The organism is Diaphorobacter sp. LR2014-1, from assembly GCF_002916785.1.
GTDB classification, from domain to species: domain Bacteria; phylum Pseudomonadota; class Gammaproteobacteria; order Burkholderiales; family Burkholderiaceae_C; genus Diaphorobacter; species Diaphorobacter nitroreducens.
Window position 1 is genome coordinate 43212 of sequence record NZ_MTBE01000008.1, and the last position, 22296, is coordinate 65507.

At 50.8% G+C, this 22296-nt stretch carries 15 protein-coding genes; all 15 read right to left on the reverse strand.

All coding sequences use genetic code 11. From position 1 onward, the window contains the following. Position 1 precedes the first annotated feature (1 nt). The gene (locus BV908_RS08715; protein WP_246867478.1) at positions 2 to 1213 is read right to left on the reverse strand and encodes a glycosyltransferase family 1 protein; all 1212 of its coding nucleotides are present in this window, start codon (positions 1211 to 1213) and stop codon (positions 2 to 4) included. Next, entirely contained in the window at positions 1197 to 2375 is a 1179-nt protein-coding gene (locus BV908_RS08720; protein ID WP_246867479.1) for a polysaccharide biosynthesis/export family protein, read from the reverse strand. Before BV908_RS08720 ends, BV908_RS08715 begins: the two co-directional genes overlap by 17 nt. A 66-nt stretch (positions 2376 to 2441) precedes the next feature. Next, positions 2442 to 4004, reverse strand: a complete 1563-nt coding sequence (pgi, locus tag BV908_RS08725; protein ID WP_103737857.1) for a glucose-6-phosphate isomerase — start codon at positions 4002 to 4004, stop codon at positions 2442 to 2444. Further along, positions 3991 to 5889, reverse strand: a complete 1899-nt coding sequence (locus BV908_RS08730; protein ID WP_103737858.1) for a glycosyltransferase — start codon at positions 5887 to 5889, stop codon at positions 3991 to 3993. Before BV908_RS08730 ends, pgi begins: the two co-directional genes overlap by 14 nt. Continuing rightward, complete coding sequence (locus BV908_RS08735; protein ID WP_103737859.1) at positions 5886 to 7058, reverse strand: nucleotide sugar dehydrogenase; 1173 nt, start codon at positions 7056 to 7058, stop codon at positions 5886 to 5888. The genes BV908_RS08730 and BV908_RS08735 overlap by 4 nt, the downstream gene beginning before the upstream one ends. 287 nt (positions 7059 to 7345) lie before the next feature. Beyond that, on the reverse strand, positions 7346 to 9598 hold the full coding sequence (locus BV908_RS08740) for a glycosyltransferase (protein WP_103737860.1): 2253 nt from the start codon (positions 9596 to 9598) through the stop codon (positions 7346 to 7348). Positions 9599 to 9634: 36 nt separating this feature from the next. Further along, positions 9635 to 11989, reverse strand: coding sequence for a glycosyltransferase (locus tag BV908_RS22110; RefSeq protein ID WP_146052225.1), 2355 nt, complete (start codon positions 11987 to 11989; stop codon positions 9635 to 9637). A gap of 531 nt (positions 11990 to 12520) precedes the next feature. Next, a complete protein-coding gene (locus tag BV908_RS22115; protein WP_146052226.1) occupies positions 12521 to 13588 on the reverse strand; it encodes a methyltransferase domain-containing protein in 1068 nt (355 codons plus the stop codon). Between the two features lie 27 nt (positions 13589 to 13615). After that, positions 13616 to 15088, reverse strand: a complete 1473-nt coding sequence (locus BV908_RS08755) for a mannose-1-phosphate guanylyltransferase/mannose-6-phosphate isomerase (protein ID WP_103737863.1) — start codon at positions 15086 to 15088, stop codon at positions 13616 to 13618. Next, positions 15085 to 16653 (reverse strand): hypothetical protein, encoded by a 1569-nt coding sequence (locus BV908_RS08760; RefSeq protein WP_103737864.1) that lies wholly within the window; start codon positions 16651 to 16653, stop codon positions 15085 to 15087. The genes BV908_RS08755 and BV908_RS08760 overlap by 4 nt, the downstream gene beginning before the upstream one ends. 3 nt (positions 16654 to 16656) lie before the next feature. Further along, entirely contained in the window at positions 16657 to 18201 is a 1545-nt protein-coding gene (locus tag BV908_RS08765; protein ID WP_103737865.1) for a hypothetical protein, read from the reverse strand. 26 nt (positions 18202 to 18227) lie between these two features. Beyond that, complete coding sequence (locus BV908_RS08770) at positions 18228 to 19739, reverse strand: glycosyltransferase family 1 protein (protein WP_103737866.1); 1512 nt, start codon at positions 19737 to 19739, stop codon at positions 18228 to 18230. Then, positions 19699 to 20364 (reverse strand): ATP-binding cassette domain-containing protein, encoded by a 666-nt coding sequence (locus BV908_RS08775; protein ID WP_103737867.1) that lies wholly within the window; start codon positions 20362 to 20364, stop codon positions 19699 to 19701. The genes BV908_RS08770 and BV908_RS08775 overlap by 41 nt, the downstream gene beginning before the upstream one ends. Beyond that, a complete protein-coding gene (locus tag BV908_RS08780) occupies positions 20364 to 21179 on the reverse strand; it encodes an ABC transporter permease (RefSeq protein ID WP_103737868.1) in 816 nt (271 codons plus the stop codon). The genes BV908_RS08775 and BV908_RS08780 overlap by 1 nt, the downstream gene beginning before the upstream one ends. 4 nt (positions 21180 to 21183) lie before the next feature. Continuing rightward, positions 21184 to 22272 carry a hypothetical protein gene (locus BV908_RS08785; RefSeq protein ID WP_103737869.1) on the reverse strand — a complete coding sequence of 363 codons (1089 nt, stop codon included), beginning with the start codon at positions 22270 to 22272 and terminating at the stop codon, positions 21184 to 21186. Between the last annotated feature and the right edge of the window lie 24 nt (positions 22273 to 22296).

Here is a 22296-nt window from a genome sequence, read left to right on the forward strand (position 1 = left end):
ATCATGCCAACCCAACACCACTGCTTTGCAACATATCGTCCACGCACGCAAAATGCGCATCCCATGTTGGCGCCTGCCATTCCGCCATACGGCAACACTGTGCCTGCCGCCGCTGGTTGCCAGCGTTGGGCATGTAATCGATGATTGCCTGCGCCCAGGCAGGGCCGTCCAGCGGATCAAGGTATTCGGGAACATGCTGTGCCACTTCTCGGAATGCAGGCAAATCACTGGCCAGCACAGGCAGGCCCACTGAAAGCGCCTCGACCAAAGGCATGCCATAGCCTTCAGCAAAGGAAGGAAACAACAACGCCTGTGCATGCGCCAGCCACGTGGCAAGCTCCTGGTCGGAGCATCGGGGCTGCTCTAACACCACTCCACGCAGCACATCGCAGCGCTCCAAAAGGTCCAGCACCTGTTCGCATTCCCACCCACGCTGGCCCACAAGAACCAAACGGGGCATTCCATCTTTCATCCGTGCGACCAATTGGCGCCATACCTGTAGCACAAGCAAGTGGTTTTTGCGCGGCTCTATAGTGCCTAACATTACGAAATAGGGCTGCTGCAGTGGGCGTTGCGGCGAGGCAGCAGGCAACCTGCCGGGCGCTAAATGTGCCACCACACAGGGCGGCAGAGCCACACCCTGGCCCTGTGCATACGCCTGCAAATCAGCCAGCGTTGCAGCAGAGTTCACCACCATGGCACCGGCCGTGGACAACATGGTTTGCAGACGCTGGTGATGTAGTACGGCCTCCCCGGCCCGGCAATATTCGGGGTGTGTGATAGGAATCAAGTCATGCAGAAAATACAACGCTCGCCAGCCAAGGGCGTTCACTCTTAGGCCGTAATCGGCATCTTGCAAACCACTGTGGCCGATATTTAGAAGCAGGCAGTCTTCACCCGGGGTATCCCAACTGAATGCGTACGCCTGTGCAACCCACCTGCGTAACCTCCACGGCAAAGAAGCGTCTGGCATTGACAGTGCAGAAAACACCTCTTGTGAGGCCTGCGGCCGCATAACGATCCAACGCCCCCCCCACCGCACCAAAGCCTGGGCATTCTGCTGAAAATGCTTAATATATTCGAGGATGACGCGATCCACACCCGTTGGCAAACGCCCACGCATAGCCCGATCCAGAGATCGGGTCACATCGACAATATAAATCACACCAAAACCAGTATCAGGCAAACAAGAATAATTATTTACCCAGATCAACTGTGGAACTAATTGAATAAATAGACGATGTCAATATATTAAGAAATTTTTGCAACTCTGCCGAAGGTGCATTGGCCACGTAAATCACGTCTTTGTTCTTGACCGGGAAGCTCTGTGCCACCAAAAAGGAGCTTGGGTCTTTCAGGTTCAACTGATAGACCAGCGGCACCTTTCCTTCAGGTGTAGTGGCTGCGTCACCAGCATTCCGTACAGCATCCGGGTCTTCAAACCGGAATATAAACACGCCACGCGCATCCGATTGGTTGTCACGCAAGCCCCCCGACCGGGCCAGCGCCTGCGCCAGCGTAATGCCCTGCGCCTCAAAGCTGATCTCTTCGTTCTTACCAGTGGCCCCAAGCACTGTGAAGCTGAGCGGCTGGAACAGCGCCGTAAGAACATCACCGGGCTGCAAATAAATGTTCTGAAGCGGATCTTGGATCACGCTCTCCAGCGGCATAGAGAAAACCTTGCCTGCCCTGCTGACCTGAATGGTGATTTTGCCGATTGGCTGGCGCACACCGCCTGCCGCCGCAATAGCATCCAACACACGCTCACCCTTTGGGGTCAGCGGCAGGCGCATGCTGTTGGCAACCTCACCCACTACCGTGGCATTGGACGTCGCGTTGCGCAGCACACGTACCAATACCTGCGGTTGGTTTGCCTTGCGTGCAAGACGTGCTTCAATGGTCTTCTCAATCTGTTGCGGCGTGAAACCCACCACTTTGATAGCACCTGCAAAAGGCACATTGACGACACCATTGTCATTCACAATTTGCTCTGGAAAAGTGGTTTGCCGGGTCGAAGTCAAACCTGCACGCGCATCCACCACACTCGCGCCAAACAGTGCGGCTGGCGGCGCTTCCCAAACAGCAATTTCCAGTGCATCTCCGGCACCCACCGTGTACTTTGGCGGGGTTTTTGTCGCTAAAGATTCTGCGAAAAAGTCTTTCTTTTGTGCAGCCGTCAATTGGCGCACCACTGTACTATCTATATTAACCAATAATATCGGGCTATCAATTTTATCTTGATCGGTAATTTGCGAAACATTGGGCCCAGAAGAAGCAATCCACCCGGGATAACTGGAGCAGCCTCCTAAAAGCAGAACTGCAACCAATCCGCAAGCTAAAAATCGTTTTTCATACATAATAAATCCCAAAATCATTTAATCAAAAAATCTACGTCGAAACCCAGGTCCAGGAGCAGTTCGAATTATCGCTTGTCAGCCTCTTCATGCACCCAAACACCACCCCAGCAACCCCGCCGTAGAAGTATCCAGTCCCGCCGCATCGCCGCTGGCCATGCGCCCCAGCAAATCGGTGGCCAGGTTTTTGCCCAGCTCCACACCCCATTGGTCAAAACTATTGATGCCCCACACCGTGCCTGCCACAAACACGCGGTGTTCATGCAGCGCCAGCAATGCGCCCAGGGACTCGGGCGTCAGCTCATCCAGCAGCATGAAGGTGCTGGGCCGGTTGCCCGGAAAATGCTGATGCCCGGGCAATTGCCCCGGTTGCACCTGCCCCCCTTGCATGAGCGCCTGCGCCTGTGCCAAGGCATTGGCAAGCAGAGCATCCTGGTGCCCAGGCAAGGCATGCGCCGCCTTGCGCGCGGCGATAAAGTCCACTGGAATGCGCTGCGTGCCCTGGTGCAACCACTGAAAAAATGCGTGCTGCGCATTGCTGCCCGGCTCTCCCCACACCATGCCCGCAGTTGGGTGTGCCACGGGGGAACCATCGGCATGCACCTGCTTGCCATTGCTCTCCATCTCTAGCTGCTGCAGGTAGGCAGGCAAACGGCGCAGCCCATGGTGGTAGGGAACCACACAGCGACCCGACCACTGCAAAAAGCTGGAATACCACACATCCAGCAATCCCAACCAAACGGGGGCATTACGCGCAAGTGGCGTTTGGGCAAAGTGGGCGTCCATGGTGGCGGCGCCTGCCAAAAAACGCTCAAAAACCGCACGCCCTGCCGCCAGCGCCAGCGGCAGGCCTACGGCAGACCATACCGAAAACCGTCCGCCCACCCCCTCGGGCAACGGCAACACCTGTACAAACCCCGCTTGCAATGCAGCCGCAGGGCGGGCAGTAATGGCAACGCAATGATCCGGCCAATGCACTGCGGGGTCTGCCTGCAACCATGCCAGAACAGACGCCATATTGCGCTGCGTCTCTGCCGTAGTCCAAGACTTGGACGCCACCACCACCAGCGTGCGTGCAGGCACCAAACCCTGCAGCGCCTGGTGCAAGTCGTGCCCATCCATGTTGGACACTACCTGCACCCTTGGCCCGCCTTGGCACCAGGGCTGCAGCGCTTGCAGAGCCAATTCTGGTCCCAGACTCGAGCCGCCAATCCCCAGATGCAACACATCGGTAAACCGCCCTTGCGTGCGCAACTGCTCTGCCAGCGCCAGCATGGTGTGCATACCCGCTTCTACATCGGGGCACCTTGCAACGGGGTGCTGCAAACCATGGGGTGCCACCGGCGCAAACGGAGCACGTAGTGCCGCATGCAGCGCCGGTCGCCCTTCTGTTGGGTTGACCATCTGCCCCGCAAGCAGTGCCGCCCGGCGCTGTGGCAGCTCAGCAGCTTGGGCCAACTGCAGCAAATCGTGCAGCACGGCTTCGTCCCACAGGCCCTTGGAGCAATCCAGCCGCACATGGGGCGCCTGCAGGCTCAGGCGGGCAAAGCGCCCAGTGGCTTGTAAAGCCTGGCGCAAATCCAGCTGCTGCAAGCAACGCTGGGCGTGGGCCTGCAATTGGTGCCACACAGGGTGATCAGGCCGCTTCATCCAACGCCGCCCGCAACCGCGCCAGCGCTGCACTCTTTCGAAGACAGGCTTCGCGCAGAACCTGTCGGTAGGCAGCACTTCGCTTGGCCACCTCCCAAAAAATGTCTGCGTCCTCATCGTGCATGTAATCCCACGGCTTGATGGCACTGGAGAAATGCACGATGTATTTTTTGCTGCGCGCCTCTTCAAACACGTCGGCAAACCAGGCTGGCCCGTCTGGCGGCTTTCGTTTGCGCGCAAAACCGTAGTTCCAAAGGTAGTTCCATCCAGGGTCCAGCAGCCCGATACGGCCTTTGCACGCCACATTGATCATGTCCTGGTCTGGGCAGTTCAGCTTTTCGTGCGCAGCCAGCACCGCAAAGCAACCTGACCGAAAACTGTGCGCCAGACAGTTGGCAGTGTTAAACACCAGCACACCTGAATTGATGTACTGCTCGGCGGCCACATTCAGCCGCTGCTCCACATACGCCTTGTGACCTTCATTATTGGGATCTTGCACACCTGCCACATCGCAGGCAGATACATCTTCCGCATACAGATGGTGCAGGCTGCGGCGCACCACCACATCGGCATCCAGATAGACCAGCTTTGGATAAACAGACAACAACTCTGGAATCCAGAGCCGCAAATACATCTCGGGCGAATAGTGAGCGCGCGTATGCAAAGCCACAGCACCGCACGCGCCCCCCAAATGAATGCAGTGCACCGACAGCTTGGCCAACCCCAGACCTTGTTGCAGCCAATGCACCGTTTCTGTAGGCAAGCCCAAGTGCAGCACAAACACCGTGCAGCGCCAACCAGGGGCTAAGCTATCGTCAATAGACTGCAACGCCACCGACATGAATGGCACATAAGCCGCATTAACGGCAAACACCACCGGAATGGCCTGCTCTGCATCCACTGCGGCTGCACCACCCGCCACCAGTTGCACCACCTGCCACTGGCCCCACCAAGGGGCCTGCGCAAACAATGCCGGCGTGGCCCCATCAAACAAAAATGGCGAGAACGGCACCCAAGGTGCCGCCAACCCCTGCACCAGCGCACGGGCCATAGCCGGTTGCTGCTGCGGCGCAGCGCGCGCGTACAGGCCAACCAAATCGTGCATGCACTGACTAAAAACCATGTGCTGCATTGCCTGTGGCAAATGTGCGACGGCCTGGGTTGCGCCTTCAAACGCAAACAAACTCGCCTGCAAGCGTGGTAGCCCCACCTGCGCTGCCAACGACTGCGGGTTTCCCACCCGGTAATTGACCAGCGCAGCCCCCAGCAACACCACCTGGCGCGCGTGCACCACTGTGCGAAAGTGAAACGCCCTATCGTTAGCAAAGGCTATTTCGTCAAACTGGGCCCCCAAACCCAGCACAAATGCGCGCCGCAACCAGCGATTCCAAGGCATGACCGGGCCTTGCAGCAGCACTGCATGGTATGCATCAAAACTGCCGACTTCACTACCGTCATCTTCTACAGCATAGGCCGCCACCCGTGCCACATGCCCGGTGGCCGCATTGGCCTCGTTAAAGTTGGCCAGCAGCACATCGGCCTGCGGATGGCTCACAGCCGCTTGCTGCCAATGTGCATACGCATCAGGCTGCAACCAATCATCAGCATCTACAAAATGCACATACAACCCACGCGCATGGCGCAACCCGTAGTTACGCGCAGCGCCGGCCCCCGCATTGGCCTGCTGCAACAAGCGGACGCGGCCATCCTGGCGTGCCACGGTACGGGCTACTGCCGCAGTAGCATCAGTAGAGCCATCGTCCACCACCAGCACTTCTATGTTAGCCACAGGCTGTGCCAGTACGCTGTGTAGGCACTGCTGAAGCCTGGCCTGCTGGTTAAAAGCCGGGATGATCACGCTGACCAAGGGCTCCCGTTCGCTCATGCATCCCCTCCAAACAAATCTCGCGTATAGACCTTTTCTGCCACATCGGCCAGCGCATCCGTGCGGCGGTTGGCGATGATGACATCGGCTTGCTGCTTGAACGCTTCCAAATCGTTCACCACCCGGGAACGAAAAAACTCTGGCTCTTGCAGCACGGGTTCGTGGACGATGACCTCTATCCCCTTGGCCTTCAGGCGCTTCATCACCCCCTGTATGCTGGAAGCACGAAAATTGTCCGAACCCGCCTTCATGATCAGCCGATAAATTCCCACCACTTTCGGTTTGCAGCGGATGACTTCCTCAGCCACAAAATCCTTGCGCGTGGCGTTCGATTCCACAATCGCACGGATCAGGTTCTGCGGCACATCGCGGTAATTGGCCAGCAGCTGCTTGGTGTCTTTGGGCAGGCAGTAGCCGCCATAGCCAAAACTGGGGTTGTTGTAATGGTTGCCAATGCGCGGGTCCAGGCACACACCATCGATGATCTGGCGCGTATCCAGTCCATGTGTGGCGGCGTATGTGTCCAGCTCATTGAAGAAGGCCACACGCATGGCCAGGTAGGTATTGGCGAACAGCTTGATGGCCTCGGCCTCAGTGCTGTCGGTAAACAGGGTTCGAATGTCCTGCTTCACCGCCCCCTGCTGCAGCAGCCCGGCAAACACCCGCGCCCGCTCAGAACGCTCGCCCACCACAATGCGCGAGGGGTGCAGGTTGTCGTACAGCGCCCGACCCTCGCGCAAAAACTCGGGCGAAAAAATCAAATTCTGCGTTCCCAACACCTCGCGCATACGCTGGGTGTAACCCACGGGCACCGTCGATTTGATCACCATCACCGCCTGCGGGTTGATCGCCATGACATCGCGAATCACCGCCTCAATCGACTGGGTGTTGAAGTAATTCGTTTCCGGGTCGTAATCGGTGGGTGTTGCGATGATGACGTAATCAGCACCACCATAAGCCTCCGTCTTATCCAGCGTAGCGTGCAAGTTCAGCGGCCTGTGGCGCAGAAAATCCTCTGCCTCCGCATCTTCAATTGGAGACTCCCTACGATTGAGCATCTCCACCTTTTCAGAGACGATGTCGAGGGCGACTACTCCATTATGCTGGGCGAGCAACACCGCATTAGACAGGCCAACGTAGCCGGTACCGACAATAGTAATTTTTCTCATCTCGCAGAACTTTCCTCAACAAACCGCGTTCAACAACCCAAAAAATCGTCATCCCATCAGAAATTTTCAAAGTAATAGCCAGTGCATCCTCTAGGTACCCTAACTTGCTACCACAATAATAGCTTTTGTACTTGTACGAATAGGAAAGCACTTGCTCCTCCGCCCGCTTAGATACCACACTATCGATAAGCTAAATTATCGTTTCTTAATATATTCAGAAACAAAACTCCGGTCGAATGTTAAGTTTCTATTTTCCCAGTGAGTAATTCGCATATCTTAAAATATTCTTACTCTAGAAACAACCTTAAAATTGAAGTTGCTGACTCTGGGCCTAGATTTTCCCCGTGGGGGCTCAGTGCTTTGAGATCTGCAGCGTGTGCGCTCAAGAAAACATCCAATTCATCTTTCGAGAATCGACTGATTTCCAATCTAAAATCTTCAAGCAAATACTTTTTAATAGAAAGCATTAATAAAAAATCAATTACCACAGTAGGTTTAACTTTCGACCGATTTGGCTTGAACACCATTCCCATAGTTTTGACACAGCCAATCCGCCAATACCTAAAGTATCGCGCATTTAGCTCTATGTCTTGATGACGCTTATATTTTTCATCAAAGCCCTGGAGCAAGAATAAGCTCCTTGCTCTGTAGGTTACAGTTCCAGTATGAACAAAATGGGATTTATACTGCAAGGCAAGTAGATCAAAAAGGAGATTGCCTTCTTTATATCGAGACAAATCCTCACCTTCACTTGGCGCCCAAAGGCCATTGTAGCCACAATAACAGGCCTCGAACTCTGAACCACCTGGGGATGTCAAGTAATTAATCGCCTTTGCAATTCGACCCGGAAGATATAAATCGTCGTCATCTAAAAAACAAACATACTCACCGGACGAATTGAACAAGCCGGTATTCCTGGCACCGCATCCATAGCGAACTTGAGAGTGCTGAATAATCTTAAAGATAAAGGATTTTCGATTATTTTTGCCAATTTCTCCGTCGATGTAACTTTTAATGCACTCCAAATCAATTTTTGCAGGGCTGTCGATAACAATAATTAACTCAACATCATTATAATCTTGCTGAATGACAGACACTATGCTTGGCTTTACAAGATCGAAGGATCTGGCAACTGGCATGATGACTGACACCCTGCCGTTGACCGTTTTCGACTCAAATTTTTGAACAAATGTTTTGAAAGAGCTGGGGGTAGAGGTGGTGCTGATCGGGTAACCAAGATGGCTGAAATACGCATTTACCAATTCAGTGTTGGTTAAATTTATATTCGATGGCCAAAGAACACAAAAATCAGCATCCGGAAGCCGAGGTAAAATATTCGGGAGCTCATTCGAGCAGGCTGAATAAATTGAATCGAACGCGCGCTGACTATCATTTGCATTGAACGAATAACTTGCAGATCGAGCGGAGTGAAGAGGACGAATTGAGTCTTGACTACAATAAAAAAATCTAATTTGAAAAAATTTATTATCCCTTTTTCCAACCAAATCCTCAGACAACGAAGAGATATTCCGAACAATTACATTAATAGAAATTGGTTTTGTAAACTGTTCGTATCTCTCAGAAGTGCATAACCAGCGCATCTTTTCGGAATGGATAAACTGATCACGGCTGTTTCTTATGGATGAAGTTTGTACATCAGCAGCACAGATATTTGGAGCAATAACATGGCATCTTGTCGGGTATCTGAAGTAGACAGAGCCTAGTGCAACATTATCAAATGGACCATCGAATTCACTAATTCCATCTAAAATCAGTTGAAATGCCTCGCGAGTATATACAGTAGCAAAAGATCCGCAGGTCTTGTGCGGGATAGCACAATACAATTTCGGAGAGACCGGAGAAACATTATTAACTGGATATTCTTCAGAATATTCAGACGCCCCAAGATGAAAAATAAGAAAATCATTAGGGAGTTGATTATTTATCGCAAGAGTGCACGCCTCCAAATCGAACTGATCAGAAAAAAAAGCATCATCATCAAAAACACAAATTCTTTGCAATCCGGAACGCAGGGCATCCTCAAAAAGCTTTTTTTGAGACAACAGATAGCCGAAAGTGCCGACTGTTGCATTTTTCTTCATGATTTTCTGTGCGGATAGCGGTATGTGCTTCGAGCTGAGGCAAGTATCACAACTACGCTGAAGATAATTCTGATACAGCAACTGTGCCTCTGGATCACAGTACCCTTCAATTCCGTCGATAAAGCGAAGAAGATGAGAAAGTCCAAGATGATCTAGCTCTCGTATTACTCGCATGCGCCTCTCGATCTGAGAGCGCATAGAAACGACATATATAGCTTCGACGCCAAGCGCCTCAAAGATAGAGGAAATACCTACTGGAAATTTCGTTGGCTTTTCAGAATTAAGCGCGAAATTATCGATGATTTTTTTTTCCAGATAATCAATCGTTAAATCAAAAGCTGATGTAGCATATTTAAATTTCAAATCTTTGTATATTTCAATGGCCTTTTCAAAATCATTTTTAGCCAGAGCGCTTGTGGCATCTTTAACTTTATACATAATATCAACCAGAATAGATAGATCTCGCCGATAATTTTACAAGCCATCATCCGAGTTATCGAAATGGCCAAAAAAATTTATTTTATCTCCAAATACAATATTACACAGACTTGAAAGATGCCTAGCCTGATCAAAATATTCAGGGCTTATAAGCGTTTTAAGCTCGATAGCCTTATCCTTGAGATTTTCAATATTAGTGAAGGCGGATAAGATTTCCTCGGATAGCTTGCTCGTATTTTCAAGATACTTGGAACATAATTCACCATGAAGTTGAAGTGCGGGAAGTTCTTCAGAAAGCAATTTTTTACTCACTAATGTGGGAACTAAAGTTTTTATATTATTTTTATGCAACTTGAAATCGAGACCAAGTGCATCGAAATAGCCAGTAACAAGTTCATAATTAACTCTACCGTTAGTACTTGTCTGATAGAATATATTAAGATTCATGTACCCAACCGCATTCAATAAAGATCCATATAAATCACCCTCAGGCACACTGAAAATATCTTTTCCGACGTCCTTCAGACCAGGGAATGTAAATGTCGGCATGTAGCCGCGGGTCACTTCATTATTTGCATAAATATCAGTTGCAATAACTGGGAGCTCGTAATTGATCGCTTCTAAAAGCCCATAGGAACAGCCTTCCGATAAGGAGGGAAGCACCACCAGATCCGTCGCGATATAGTAAGGCTCAACGTTTTTAACACTAGGTAGCAGTTCAACACAGTGTGAAAGTCCGTAGTAATTTATTAATGCCCTAGCATGATTAAAATCAGAAGACTTATTGTCAGCTCCGCCTGCCAATATTGTCAAGACAGCATCTGGAATTTTTTGGATTACCAATTTCCAGGCCGAAAGGAGCATTGGAATGTTTTTGTCTTCGGATATCCGATTGCAGAACAACACTTTCTTTGAACTGCGGCGGACATTTTTAGAAACCATTACCTTGGGGAGATAGTTTCGGAGAATATCAATCTCACGCCCATTTGCTCGAAATTTTTCTTGCGTTGCTTTATTTAGGCCTATTATTTTAAAAGGCTTATTAATAATATGCTTATTTATATAACTCGTGTCGGAATGCGTAAAGAAAAACAGCTTAGTCCTGAGTTCTTCATGAGAAAACTCCAATCGGGAAGTTGAAATGGTTACGTCAAATTTATTGAGAACTTCAACTATATTATCTTGGTTCAGGTGTACTATCGATTCTTTGTTTACGCCGTAGAAGGAGTTCGACGACCCACCACCGGAAACTGAAAGACTGCCGATGCAAGCCTGAATGCCAATGTAACTGAATTGGTCAATGATTATTTTAGCCCAGTAATTACCGCCACCCAAATTTAAGTTGGGAAGCACAATGAGTATACGGAAGATGTTCAGAATATTTGGCGCAATATAATCAAGCCGGTCATGCCGATATTTTTCTATCAGCGCGTTATCAATTTTGTCGCGTCTATCCAAGAGCATTGTCTCAGACTTTAGATTATGATGATCTTTTATTTCGACAAATATTGGCGGGCTAGCCTGCTTCATCAAATTAATTTGATCTGGCTCCTCGGATTTGACATTTTTAAGCGACGGATAAATATATTTACGAGGAGATCGACTTATAGTTGGCGTTAGTGTTTCACATCCCTTCCAATTTTCCCAAAAGCCGCCATGCTTCTTAGAAAATATACGAAACTCGTCGTAGTAGGAATTTATATTGATATTGATTCCGTTATAAGCAGTCAGACCTGTGCACCAGATCACTTTTTCGAAGTCCTCCGAGTCAAGCGAGTATAGACTGATTAATTTTTTCAGATTATTCTGTATACATACGAAGTCAGCATCCCACTTTAGGACGCTCGTGTGCGTCACTTTCGAAAGACACCAGTTATAGTATGTTCCTAGCGTGTTTTTTGAACCACTTGCAACAGCCTCTTCATGCTGTTTTCCTACCACTGGAATATTAATATCATAGCGATAGAAATTAACATTTTTGAATTTTTGTTCTAATTCACGCGCAATTTGCACTGAATCGTCAGAGCTAAGGTTGTCTACCAGAATAACTTCGTTCACTACCGGAGCTACAGATTCGACAGCAAGGCGCAGAAATCGACTTGCATTTTTTGCCCGGATGAGTGCAGTAATTCCAGTTTTTAGTTCAGATGGTTGTAGCGATGAATTTATGTCTACCAATACTTCATCGATTGATTCAACTCTGAAGGAACCGATTTTTCCCACGCTGGCTACTGCTCTTGCAGCACAATACTTAATATTTATGCGAAGCGATTTTCTGAGCTGATCGGGTAAATTTCTTTTTTCCAGCTCGTAATATATTTTCAGCGCCTTATCAAATTCGTTATTGCGAAAGAGGGCGTTAGCATTTTGAAAAGAAAAATAATTACTCAATGGTGCCTCTTAACTTGCGTATTAATAAATCAATTGAAGGGCAAATTCAAGTACGATGTGCAATATAGATGAACCCTGTGATAGGTGGATAAGGATGTCTAGGCATCATGACCACGTACAACGCTAGTTACCGTCATTTGTACGAGCCATCAGGACAATCGTTGAGCGCAAGTGCGGCTGAGACTCAAGATACTCCTCGAGATGTTTCACGCATCGTTAAACCATGTTGCAGCTCATACTTGAATCCGCCGAACACCAATTTGTCGCTTCTGTGACTTCTCGTTGAGCGAGATGTCAGCTTCAGGGTACGCGTTTCGTGCCCCCCCCCCTCCCCCCCCCGAGATAAGTTTGCCGCACGTAATGTACTGAATTGAATATCGCGCCCAGAGAGATGAATATATCTTTCTTTCGCGCCAACATCAATGCCCTGCACAATGGGTTTGGTGCAAGATTTCCAATGCCACGGGGTTGATTAATTGGAAATTCTTCAGTGGCATTCTTCTCGCTCACCATTTAAACCGCCTCTTAACATTATGCAACCTTGCGATTACATATCACCATTTGGGTTCCCTGCTCATTGTTTGTTATGACATGCTCGTTTATTTTAAAAAACCTTGATACATACTGCCCAAATTCATCAAAGTTCCATTCCCTTTGATGTGCTGGGTTTTTTGGAGGCCCAAAATCATTGACTCCGCGACATATATCTCTTTCAGGGGTTGATAAAATAAGCAATTTAAAATGCTGCCTTGAAAGATATGTCATAAGAACATCTGGATCAACAAGATGTTCAATTACATCCGAGCAAATAATTAGGTCCGCTTTTATCTCTTCCTCACTACTTAAATCAGATACTCTCCAGTCCCTTCCTGGATAACGCTCTATCAATTTTTCCACGTTTACCGAAAGCTCGTATCCAATAGTTTCAAAATCTCCAAGATACTTAATTAGTTTGTACGCCGATCCACAGCCAATATCAGCAACAGTCTTCCACTCATTTCTCTTTATTAATCCGTAGGCTCGAAGATACACCTCTAGCTGCCACTCATCCTCTTCCTCAAGATCGTCGTAGTGAACATATTCAGTTCTTGATTTATAACCAAGCTTAATACAGTAGTTATTTTCTAACGTATTATCTTTTTCTAGATTTAGCTGTTTTTTTTCTGAAGCCTTTAATTGGCGTAGTTGCTCGCCAGCACGTGCCTGAGTAAGTAGCTTGGCCTCACTACTTGGTGTACCAATCAGGATGGCATTTTCAAAATGCTGCAGAGCACGTTGCTCCTGGTTTCCTATGGCAGCAGCCCGGCCGATGCTGTTATGCAAGCCGGCAATCAGCATCTGGCCAATGTGCTGTTTGCTGGCACCCCACTCTTGGGCCAGGCGAATAAAGGATTTGGCCTCCGCGTCTTTGCCCATTTGCAGCCGCCCTGCAGCAGCCAGCAGTGCCAGGTGGGCGCGGTCGGGGTGGTGTTGCAGGGTGTCGCGCTGCAATTTGGCCAGGCTAGGCCAGTCGCCGGTCTGCCATTGGGTGTTGGCCTGCTCTAGCAGAGAAGCGGTATCGGTAGCCGTGGGCAATGCGGTGGGGTCTTGATGGGTCATGTGGGTAGAAAGCAGCCCATTGGCTGGTCAATGCGGGCGCCCGTAGTGGTCTTCAAACCGCACGATGTCGTCTTCGCCCAGGTAGCTGCCACTCTGCACTTCAATCAAATGCAGGGGCAGCTTGCCGGGGTTTTCCAGGCGGTGCGTGTGGCCCAGGGGGATGTAGGTGGATTGGTTTTCGGCCAGCAGCGTTTCTTGGCCATCGATGGTGACTTTGGCGGTGCCGCTCACCACCACCCAGTGCTCGGCACGGTGATGGTGCATTTGCAGCGACAGTTTGGCGCCCGGCTCCACCATGATGCGTTTGACCTGAAAGCGCTCGCCCGCGTCGATGCCCTCATACCAGCCCCAGGGGCGGTGCACGCGGCGGTGCTCCACCTGTTCTTTGCGCTGGTGTCGGGCAAAGTGGGTGATGGCTTGTTTGATGTCTTGCGCCTTGTCTTTGTGCATCACCAGCACGGCGTCGGGCGTTTCTACCACCACTACGTCGCTCAGGCCCACCACGGCCACCAGCCGGCTTTCGGCGCGCACGTAGCTGTTGCGCGTGCCGTGGGCAAACACATCACCCTGCAGGGCGTTGCCGTGGTCGTCTTTGGGGGAAATGTGCCACAGACTGTCCCACGAGCCCACGTCGCTCCAGCCCATGCTGACGGGCACCACGGCGGCGTGGCGGGTGGGCTGCATGACGGCGTAGTCAATCGATTCTGCCGGGCAAGCGGCAAAGGCGGCTGCGTCGGGCCGGCAAAAGTCGGCATCTTGCGTGCGGCCTTGCCAGGCGGCGGTGGCGGCTTGCAGGATGTCGGGGCGATGCTGTTGCAGCTCTTGCAGGTAGCGCCCTGCGGTGAAAAGGAACATACCGCTGTTCCAGCAGTAGCCGCCTTCGTCGATGAAGCCTTGGGCGGTGGCGCGGTCGGGCTTTTCTACAAAGCGGGCCACGGCGTGGGCACCAGGGGTTGCAGCCAGGGGGGCACCGGCCTGAATGTAGCCATAGCCAGTTTCCGGCCCTGTGGGCGCAATACCAAAGGTGACCAGATGCCCTGCTGCGGCGGCTTGCGCGGCGGTGGCCACGGCAGTGGCAAAGGCGTCTTGGTTGCTGATGGCGTGGTCTGCGGGCAGCACCAACATCAGTGCGGCGGGGTTGGCAGGTGTGTGGGCCGTGCCGTGGACCAGGTGCAGTGCTGCCAAAGCGATGGCCGGGGCGGTGTTGCGGCCCGTGGGTTCCAGGTAGGTAGTGGCCGGGGTGTGGCCTATGGCGTGCAGTTGCTGCCGAACCAAGAAGCGGTGGTCTTCGTTGGTAATGACGATGGGCGCTGCCACTGGCTCGCCGATGCTGTTGTGCAGTGCTGCGGCGCGCTGGGCGGTGTATTGCAGCAGGGTGTGCTGGCCTGTGAGCGGCAGCAGTTGCTTGGGGTAACTGTTGCGCGACAGCGGCCACAGCCGGGTGCCAGAGCCGCCGCACAGGATGACGGGGTGGAGGGTGTTTGACGCCGTGGCTGTCATGGTGCGGGGGCTTGCGGGGTGGCGGATAGCTCGGCCTGTTCGCGCAGCAGCAGGTCTTTGATGAGTTCTATCTGGGTTTCGGCTTTGAGCAGCTCTTCGTCCATCAATTGCTGGCGGTGGGTGGTTTCCTGGTGTTCGGCTTGGAGTTTTTGAAAGCGATGTTCGAGCTGTGTTGCTTCGTTAGTTTTCTTTACAAGACTGACCTCTAGCGCTTTGTGGGTTTGTGCTAGCTGCTCTTGTTTTTGGAGCAGTTCGGCATGGGCAGCTTGCACTTGCTGAAGCTGGGTTTGTAGCTCGGCCTTGGCTTGGGCTTCGGCATCGCGCCCCTTGGTGGTTTTGACCAAATCGGCCTCTAACGCCTTGTGGGCTTGCGCTAGCTGCTCTTGTTTTTGCAGCATTTCGGCATGGGTAGCTTGCGCTTGCCGAAGCTGGGTTTGAAGCTCGGCCTTGGCTTGGGCTTCTGCGTCGCGTCCCTGGGTGGTTTTGACCAAATCGGCCTCTAACGCCTTGTGGGCTTGCGCTAGCTGCTCTTGTTTTTGCAGCATTTCGGCATGGGTAGCTTGCGCTTGCCGAAGCTGGGTTTGAAGCTCGGCCTTGGCTTGGGCTTCTGTGTCGCGTCCCTGGGTGGTTTTGACCAAATCGGCCTCTAACGCCTTGTGGGCTTGCGCTAGCTGCTCTTGTTTTTGCAGCATTTCGGCATGGGTAGCTTGCGCTTGCCGAAGCTGGGTTTGAAGCTCGGCCTTGGCTTGGGCTTCTGCGTCGCGTCCCTGGGTGGTTTTGACCAAATCGGCCTCTAACGCCTTGTGGGCTTGCGCTAGCTGCTCTTGTTTTTGCAGCATTTCGACATGGGCAGCTTGCACTTGCTGAAGCTGGGCTTGTAGCTCGGCGCGGGTGGAGTGCAAAGCCTGAACATAGTCGCGCACGTAAATGGCGGTGGCCAAAGCGGGGTTGCGCTCTTCGTAGGTGGTTAACAGGCGGTAACCCAGCGGCTGGAGGTGGGCCGACAGCTCACCGAGCGTTGCGCCTAGGCCGTTCAGCGGGTGCGTGGCTGCCAGCGGCGCCACAACGGTGCGGGCAACGATGACATCGGTGTGCTGCAATTGCTTGTTGGCGCCTTGCACAATGCGCAGTGCGGGCAGGCAATCAATGTAAAGCCAGTTGACCTTGGCGTGGTGCGGTAGGTTTTGGACGGCAAATGTATCCAGCGAGGACTGCTGCAATACGACTGCACTGCTGGTGGTGAGGTTGGGCCACAAGGCGGTCAGTGCTGCGGCGTCTATCAGGCCGCTTTCTTGCGGATTAGACAGCACGTAATACTGCGCCTGCGCGCAGTCTGCGCCCAGCAAGGCATGGTGGCTTTGCCGGTGCCCTTCCCCCACTTGGTGCAGGGCATGTTTGGCCAGCAGGTGGTGGCGCTGCTCGTTGGTGTCAATCCAATCGATCGTGGGCAAGCCCCATTGCTCATACCAGGCTCCTGGGTTGGGCAGACCTGCGCCTATGTGCAGCAGCCCTTGTGCGGGCAGCAGCATGTGCAGTGTCTGGAGGGTTTGGTGCATATCGGGCATGGGTCAGTTCACCGCCTTGAACTTGATGGTTTTGACGCGCACCGCCAGTTGGCGGGTGTCGTCAGAGCCATGACTCGCGGGGGATATGACAGCCGGAAACTCGATTTGCAGCGTCCACTCGTGTTGTGGCGGCAGTTGGTTGGTGTCAACTTTTGCGCGCAGCACCGCAGACCGATCGTGAATTTCTTTCTTCAGCTCTAACGGATGGCCTGCAAGGCTGGCATTCAAGCCTTCGATGATGGTGGCATCCATGGCGTCCACCACATCGATCAGCATGTCGTACTTACCTTTGCGCAGCGCTGGCATATGGATGGCGCTGGTTTGGCCAGGGCCGGCCCAGCTTCCGTCCAGCTCAGGCTCGTACCAGTTGCTGCCACGGATTGGCTCGCGCAGGTCAATCAGCACTTCGGCAGGGTGGAGGCGTGTCCAGTAGGCGTGGGCCAAGGGGACCTGGTTTTTTTCTTCCTCCTGTTGCCGAGTGATCTCCTTGAGCTCTTGCGCAACTTGCTGATGCTTCAAGAAGTAGTTTTCCAACTCTTCTTGCACTTGGTGCAGTTGCAGTAGCAACAGCTCGTTTTCTTGCTCAAGCTCTTCACGCTGGCTGTCATTTCGCGCCGGAACTTTGGCCCGCTCTCGCTCCAACTCTGCAGAGAGGGCACTCACTTGGGTCTGTGCCCCCTCCAACTTGCGCTGCAGTTCTAGCAGGTCTGCCTTGAGTTGCTCTGCTGTCGCTTGCTGTGCAAGTGCTGTTGCGGCATTCGCTTGCCGCTGATGCAATGCCATGTAGTCTGTCAGCACGCTGGCCCCCAATGGCTCTTCACCATCGTCGTCGTGGCAGGCTGATGACAAAGAAGCAGCACTTTGCAGCTCTGCGTACATGGCATGCAATTGGGGATGCTGTTGCAACAACTGGCGCGCAATCATGCGGGCAACTGCACCGGTCGCCACAGAAACAGCCGGGCTCGATGAAGCGCCCGTATCAGACGAGCGAAGTGCCAACCGCCACTGCGCTTGCAAAGTTTCAATAAACTTTCCTGGTTGTTCTTTCAGGCTTTTCAACTCTACCAACACACAGCGCTCTGGATTGCGTGCATAAAAATGCAGCATATGGGCGTTGAAGGTTTGGTACGAATGCAGGTGGAGCATCACCTCTTCAGCAGAATATCTGCCAGAATGAACCATTTCATCCAGCATATATTCTGGCGATGCATAGACAAGGACAAAATAGACTTGCTTATCCATGCCCTTCCAAAAATCAAACAACCAGGCACTACGCGCATCTGCCCAGCCCCATTGCGGGCTCTCCATATTCCCCAAGAAAAAATCTATAGCTAGTTCTTGCCACATTTTGCCGGGCTCCAAGGCCTGCTGCGGCGCAAGCATATTTGAAGCTACGTCGTGGGCTGCAAGTATTTTTTGGTGAAACACGCCGATCTCGATACCCTCCCGCCGTGAGGGCTTGGGCGGCTGAAGCCCCGCCGCCAGGAGCATATCAAACACATACTCATAACCAGAATACTGGTGTCCACAGGTGATGATCGTTTTCATGTTGAGATTTTTTTGATATGGGGCGGTTATTTTTGCGCACCAATGTGCTCAAGCAACGCCTCCCATTGCGGGAGTATGTTTTCTGGCAAATATCTTTCACCAACGTCAACAGAGGCATTGCGCAAATTCTTCCGTATCGCTACACCTTCATCAGATAGTACACGCTGCATTACAAGCGTCGCATCTTCCGTAGAATAGGGATTGAAATATTCAGCGGCCCCTCCATACACCTCACGGTGCACAGGTATGTCTGAAGCAATTACAATCCCACCACTGCGCATGGCTTCCACTCCAGAATAATCAAACCCTTCTGCGAGAGATGGGCAAATGGTAGCGCGCGCATGTTTGTAAAGTATTCGCAGCTCTGCTGCATGAACATCGTTCAAATAAAACAACTCTCCGCGCTCTGCCCAAGGACGAAACGCCTGCAAGATAGGGCCACTGTCCCAACCAGTACCACCAACCACTACAAGCTTGAGCTTGGGCATGGTGGTGTATTTAAGCCGCTCCCAAGTATTGAGCAGCAATAGATGATTTTTCCGTGGCTCAAGCGTCGAAACCATGAGCAAATATTGAAAATCATCATTAATTTGACTTTCGAGGTCAACATTTATTTGCTTCACGCTCGATGCAAACGCTTCAACAGAGCTTAGGCGATTTCTGATAATTTGGTGCACCAAGCCCTTCGGCGACTCCTCATTGAAGTAATCAGAAGAAACAATATTGTGTATTACAGCAGAGCGCGGCTCCGCCTCGGGAAATATCTTCAGCAGGTCTTTACGAGTCGCCTCAGACACGCAAACAAACCAGGCACCAGAGCGAACGTTACTCTGCAGAGCCTGAAAATGCGATGCCTGATGAAAAGCCTTATCGTTGATAGTGTGCGGCATCAGTACCGGCACTGCATCGTGATAACGCACAAGCAATTTTGTATTATCAGAAACTCGCCCAGGAAATGGGGTTTGCGCAAGAAAAAAATCATACCCTCCAGTGCCCACCTTAATGTAGGCAGGGCTGGAAGAGTACTTCATGCCCGCTATACCAACCTTGTGCATCATGGTTCGCGGCACATCCAAAATTCTAAAATTTGTGGCGGTTACCAGCTTTTTATCTGAGGCATCAAGTGTTTTGGCAAAAAATGTTCGCCAAACAAAATCGTCGAAATGGGCGGACTCAAAAATACTTGGCTTGAGCGTATGGCCAAATACCGCTCTGGCGCGCAAAATGCTACGCTGTGCATAGCTATCTACTGCATCCAAAACAGCCTCGTAGATATTTCTATACGGTTTTTCGTACAGGGAAACGATGACCCGAGATACTTTATTTATTCTACGGGATACACTTTCATTTTTGCGAGGCTTGACGCCGGGTCTTAATTTTCTACCACCATGCTGAATCAGACCCTCTACGTCATACCGCTCCAAAGAACGCAGACCCCGAAACAACAATCGTGTTTCTTGTGGTATTCCCGCATAACCATCCAGCGCTGGCTTCAAATCAAGCAGGATTTTTATTTTGCTGTTCATTGTAGTATTCATAGGCTTGTTCAGTGTCGGTAAATTTGTTTATGAAACCATTCTCCAACACATAAATAGTACTGCAGTGCGCGCGTACAGTTTCCGCTTGATGCGAGACCAGAACCATAGCCCGTTCTTTACGCCTCTCAAAAAGCTCATGCTCACATTTTTTGTGAAATCGACTATCGCCTACAGAAAGCGTTTCATCAATCAGATAACAGTCAAACTCGATAGCCATGGAAAGTGCAAATGCCAGTCTTGCGCGCATCCCTGCCGAATAGGTTTTGACTGGCTCATAGAAAAACTTCCCCAGCTCTGAAAAATTTAAAACATAATCAGTCTTTAATCTATAGTCAACACCATAGACTCGCGATATAAATTTTAAATTATCAAGACCCGTCAAACTCCCCTGAAACCCGCCACTGAATGCTAACGGCCAAGAGATACTCATCCCCCGGTGTATCCAACCTGTCGTCGGACTTTCAGCCCCTCCCAATATCCGGATCAGGGTAGATTTGCCCGCGCCATTTCTACCAAGAATTCCAATTTTTTCACCTGGTTCTATGGTCAGATCTAGGCCATTGAGCACATGATGAATTCCAGAACGGGTTTGATGCGATTTTGTAATACGATGCAAAATTATCATTATTCTGGCTGCACCCTTCTTCCCGCATCTCGAACCAACGCCAGTCCAATAAGCGTAATAAATAAGTTGCACACCGCAAAATAACTTATGTCACCATAGGTTCTAACCACACCACCAAAATATCCTTGCCGAATCAATTCAACACCATGCACCATTGGGATTTTTAACACCACACTCTGAGCAGCAGGCGGAAGCCAGTGAACCATAAACATGGCTCCTGAAAGCGGAAATAGCAAATATGTAACCACATGCCAAGTCCTTTCAATAAGCTCCGACCGCTCTGAAACAGCCCCAATAACAAACCCCAAGGCAAGAGAAAACCATGCCAGCAAGAACCATCCGGCAATAATCGGCCATGGATCATGCGGCCATTGCATAGCACCAACACTGACAAAAAATAAGGTAAGCAATACCATCGATGCCGTAGCACCAACCCATTCCAACAATACCCTAGAAATAAAAACATCAATGACTTTGACGTTTCTGTGATACATCAGCGATAAATTGGGTTCGATTGCTTTAGCACAACGGTTAGCCGCATTTCGCCATATCAGAACTGAAGAATAGCCAGTTATGGCAAATGCAACGATTGGTATATTTGAATATGCATTTGCCTTTACAAAATACCAAAGAGCAGCCACACCCAAAGTAAAAAGCATGGGTTCAGCCACAATCCACAGCACACCAATACCGTGGCGGCCATAGCGGGTAATCACTTCGCGCAAGAATAGTGCATGCACCACTCGCAACTGGATAGCGAGTGATCGCAACAGGGCCGTCTCTGGTGGAGCAATCTCTGAGTGGTTAGGCCGCATTGACTCAGTCCTGGTGCTCTTTGATGCCTGCAATCAACATGGTCAGCACGCCCCATGCGATCAGCCCCAGAATGAATACAGCTCCGATAGCACGCAGACGCCTGGGCTCCAAAGCAGAATCTGGCAAGTTGGGCTGTGCAATGCGCTCCAGATAGAGCTGCTGGCGCTGTGCTTCATTACGCGCCTGCTCCAACGACATCATGGTGCTGGCAAGCTGTTTATCCGCAAATTCTTTGTCTAATGCCAAACGTTGAAACTCTGCTGCCTTGCTGGCCAAAGATTTGCTACCACCGGTAATTTTTTCACTTTCGCTTTCAATTTCTTCTTGCAAGATTTTAATCCGCCTTTGAAGCATTGGTATCTGAGGATTATCTTTTGTATTTATTTGCAATTGCGAAAGCATACCTTTCGTGGCAATCAATTCATCTTGCAATTTTGCTATTTGCTGCAGTGGAATAGCCGTTTGCCTTTCGGGGTCAATAACACCTTTTTGATTACGGTAGCCAGCTAATGCCAGCGAGGCTTTTTTTGCGCTTTCTTCAGCCTTGCCGACTTCTTTTTCAGCAAATTCAATCAAATCTTGACGCGCACGCTCATTCAATTGATTTACCAATTTCTCTGCTCTATCAAGCAGATATGCATTGATTTTTTGCGCATCCTCTGCATTAAAAGATCGTACTGTCAAGGCGCCAATTGCTGTTACAGAGTCAAACTGAACATTTACTACTTTTTGATAGTAGCGATGCATGTTCTCAAAGCTTTTATCAAAATCAAGCCCCGGGAAACTACTTAAGAAATCCCCTTGACCGAATGAGGCGCGCAAATTGTATTCTTCATCTAACGCAGTGAGTGCATCGCGTGAGAGAATGTAATCTTGAATAGTATAGCTATCATCCAATGATCGGCTAAATCCAGTTCCCTTGAGCAACACCCCCAAGGGAGATGCGGTCTGCCTCTCTGGACTGCGCACCACGAAACGCGACTCACTAATGTATACATCTGCCGCCATAAAACCATAGTACATAATTGCCAATATCGTTGGCAATATCACTACCAATAAAAATAAGCGGTTTTTTTTATTTAAGATCATCATATTCAAATTGTTTGCAAATCATCC

What these genes read in the sequence shown, in the direction of transcription:
- BV908_RS08760 (WP_103737864.1), bottom strand. Translation starts at nt 16,653, where the DNA reads ATGCCCGATATGCACCAAACCCTCCAGACACTGCACATGCTGCTGCCC.
- BV908_RS08730 (WP_103737858.1), bottom strand. Translation starts at nt 5,889, where the DNA reads ATGAGCGAACGGGAGCCCTTGGTCAGCGTGATCATCCCGGCTTTTAAC.
- BV908_RS08765 (WP_103737865.1), bottom strand. Translation starts at nt 18,201, where the DNA reads ATGAAAACGATCATCACCTGTGGACACCAGTATTCTGGTTATGAGTAT.
- pgi (WP_103737857.1), bottom strand. Translation starts at nt 4,004, where the DNA reads ATGAAGCGGCCTGATCACCCTGTGTGGCACCAATTGCAGGCCCACGCC.
- BV908_RS08755 (WP_103737863.1), bottom strand. Translation starts at nt 15,088, where the DNA reads ATGACAGCCACGGCGTCAAACACCCTCCACCCCGTCATCCTGTGCGGC.
- BV908_RS08735 (WP_103737859.1), bottom strand. Translation starts at nt 7,058, where the DNA reads ATGAGAAAAATTACTATTGTCGGTACCGGCTACGTTGGCCTGTCTAAT.
- BV908_RS08720 (WP_246867479.1), bottom strand. Translation starts at nt 2,375, where the DNA reads ATGATTTTGGGATTTATTATGTATGAAAAACGATTTTTAGCTTGCGGA.
- BV908_RS08775 (WP_103737867.1), bottom strand. Translation starts at nt 20,364, where the DNA reads ATGATAATTTTGCATCGTATTACAAAATCGCATCAAACCCGTTCTGGA.
- BV908_RS22115 (WP_146052226.1), bottom strand. Translation starts at nt 13,588, where the DNA reads ATGACCCATCAAGACCCCACCGCATTGCCCACGGCTACCGATACCGCT.
- BV908_RS08780 (WP_103737868.1), bottom strand. Translation starts at nt 21,179, where the DNA reads ATGCGGCCTAACCACTCAGAGATTGCTCCACCAGAGACGGCCCTGTTG.
- BV908_RS08770 (WP_103737866.1), bottom strand. Translation starts at nt 19,739, where the DNA reads ATGAATACTACAATGAACAGCAAAATAAAAATCCTGCTTGATTTGAAG.
- BV908_RS08740 (WP_103737860.1), bottom strand. Translation starts at nt 9,598, where the DNA reads ATGTATAAAGTTAAAGATGCCACAAGCGCTCTGGCTAAAAATGATTTT.
- BV908_RS08785 (WP_103737869.1), bottom strand. Translation starts at nt 22,272, where the DNA reads ATGATGATCTTAAATAAAAAAAACCGCTTATTTTTATTGGTAGTGATA.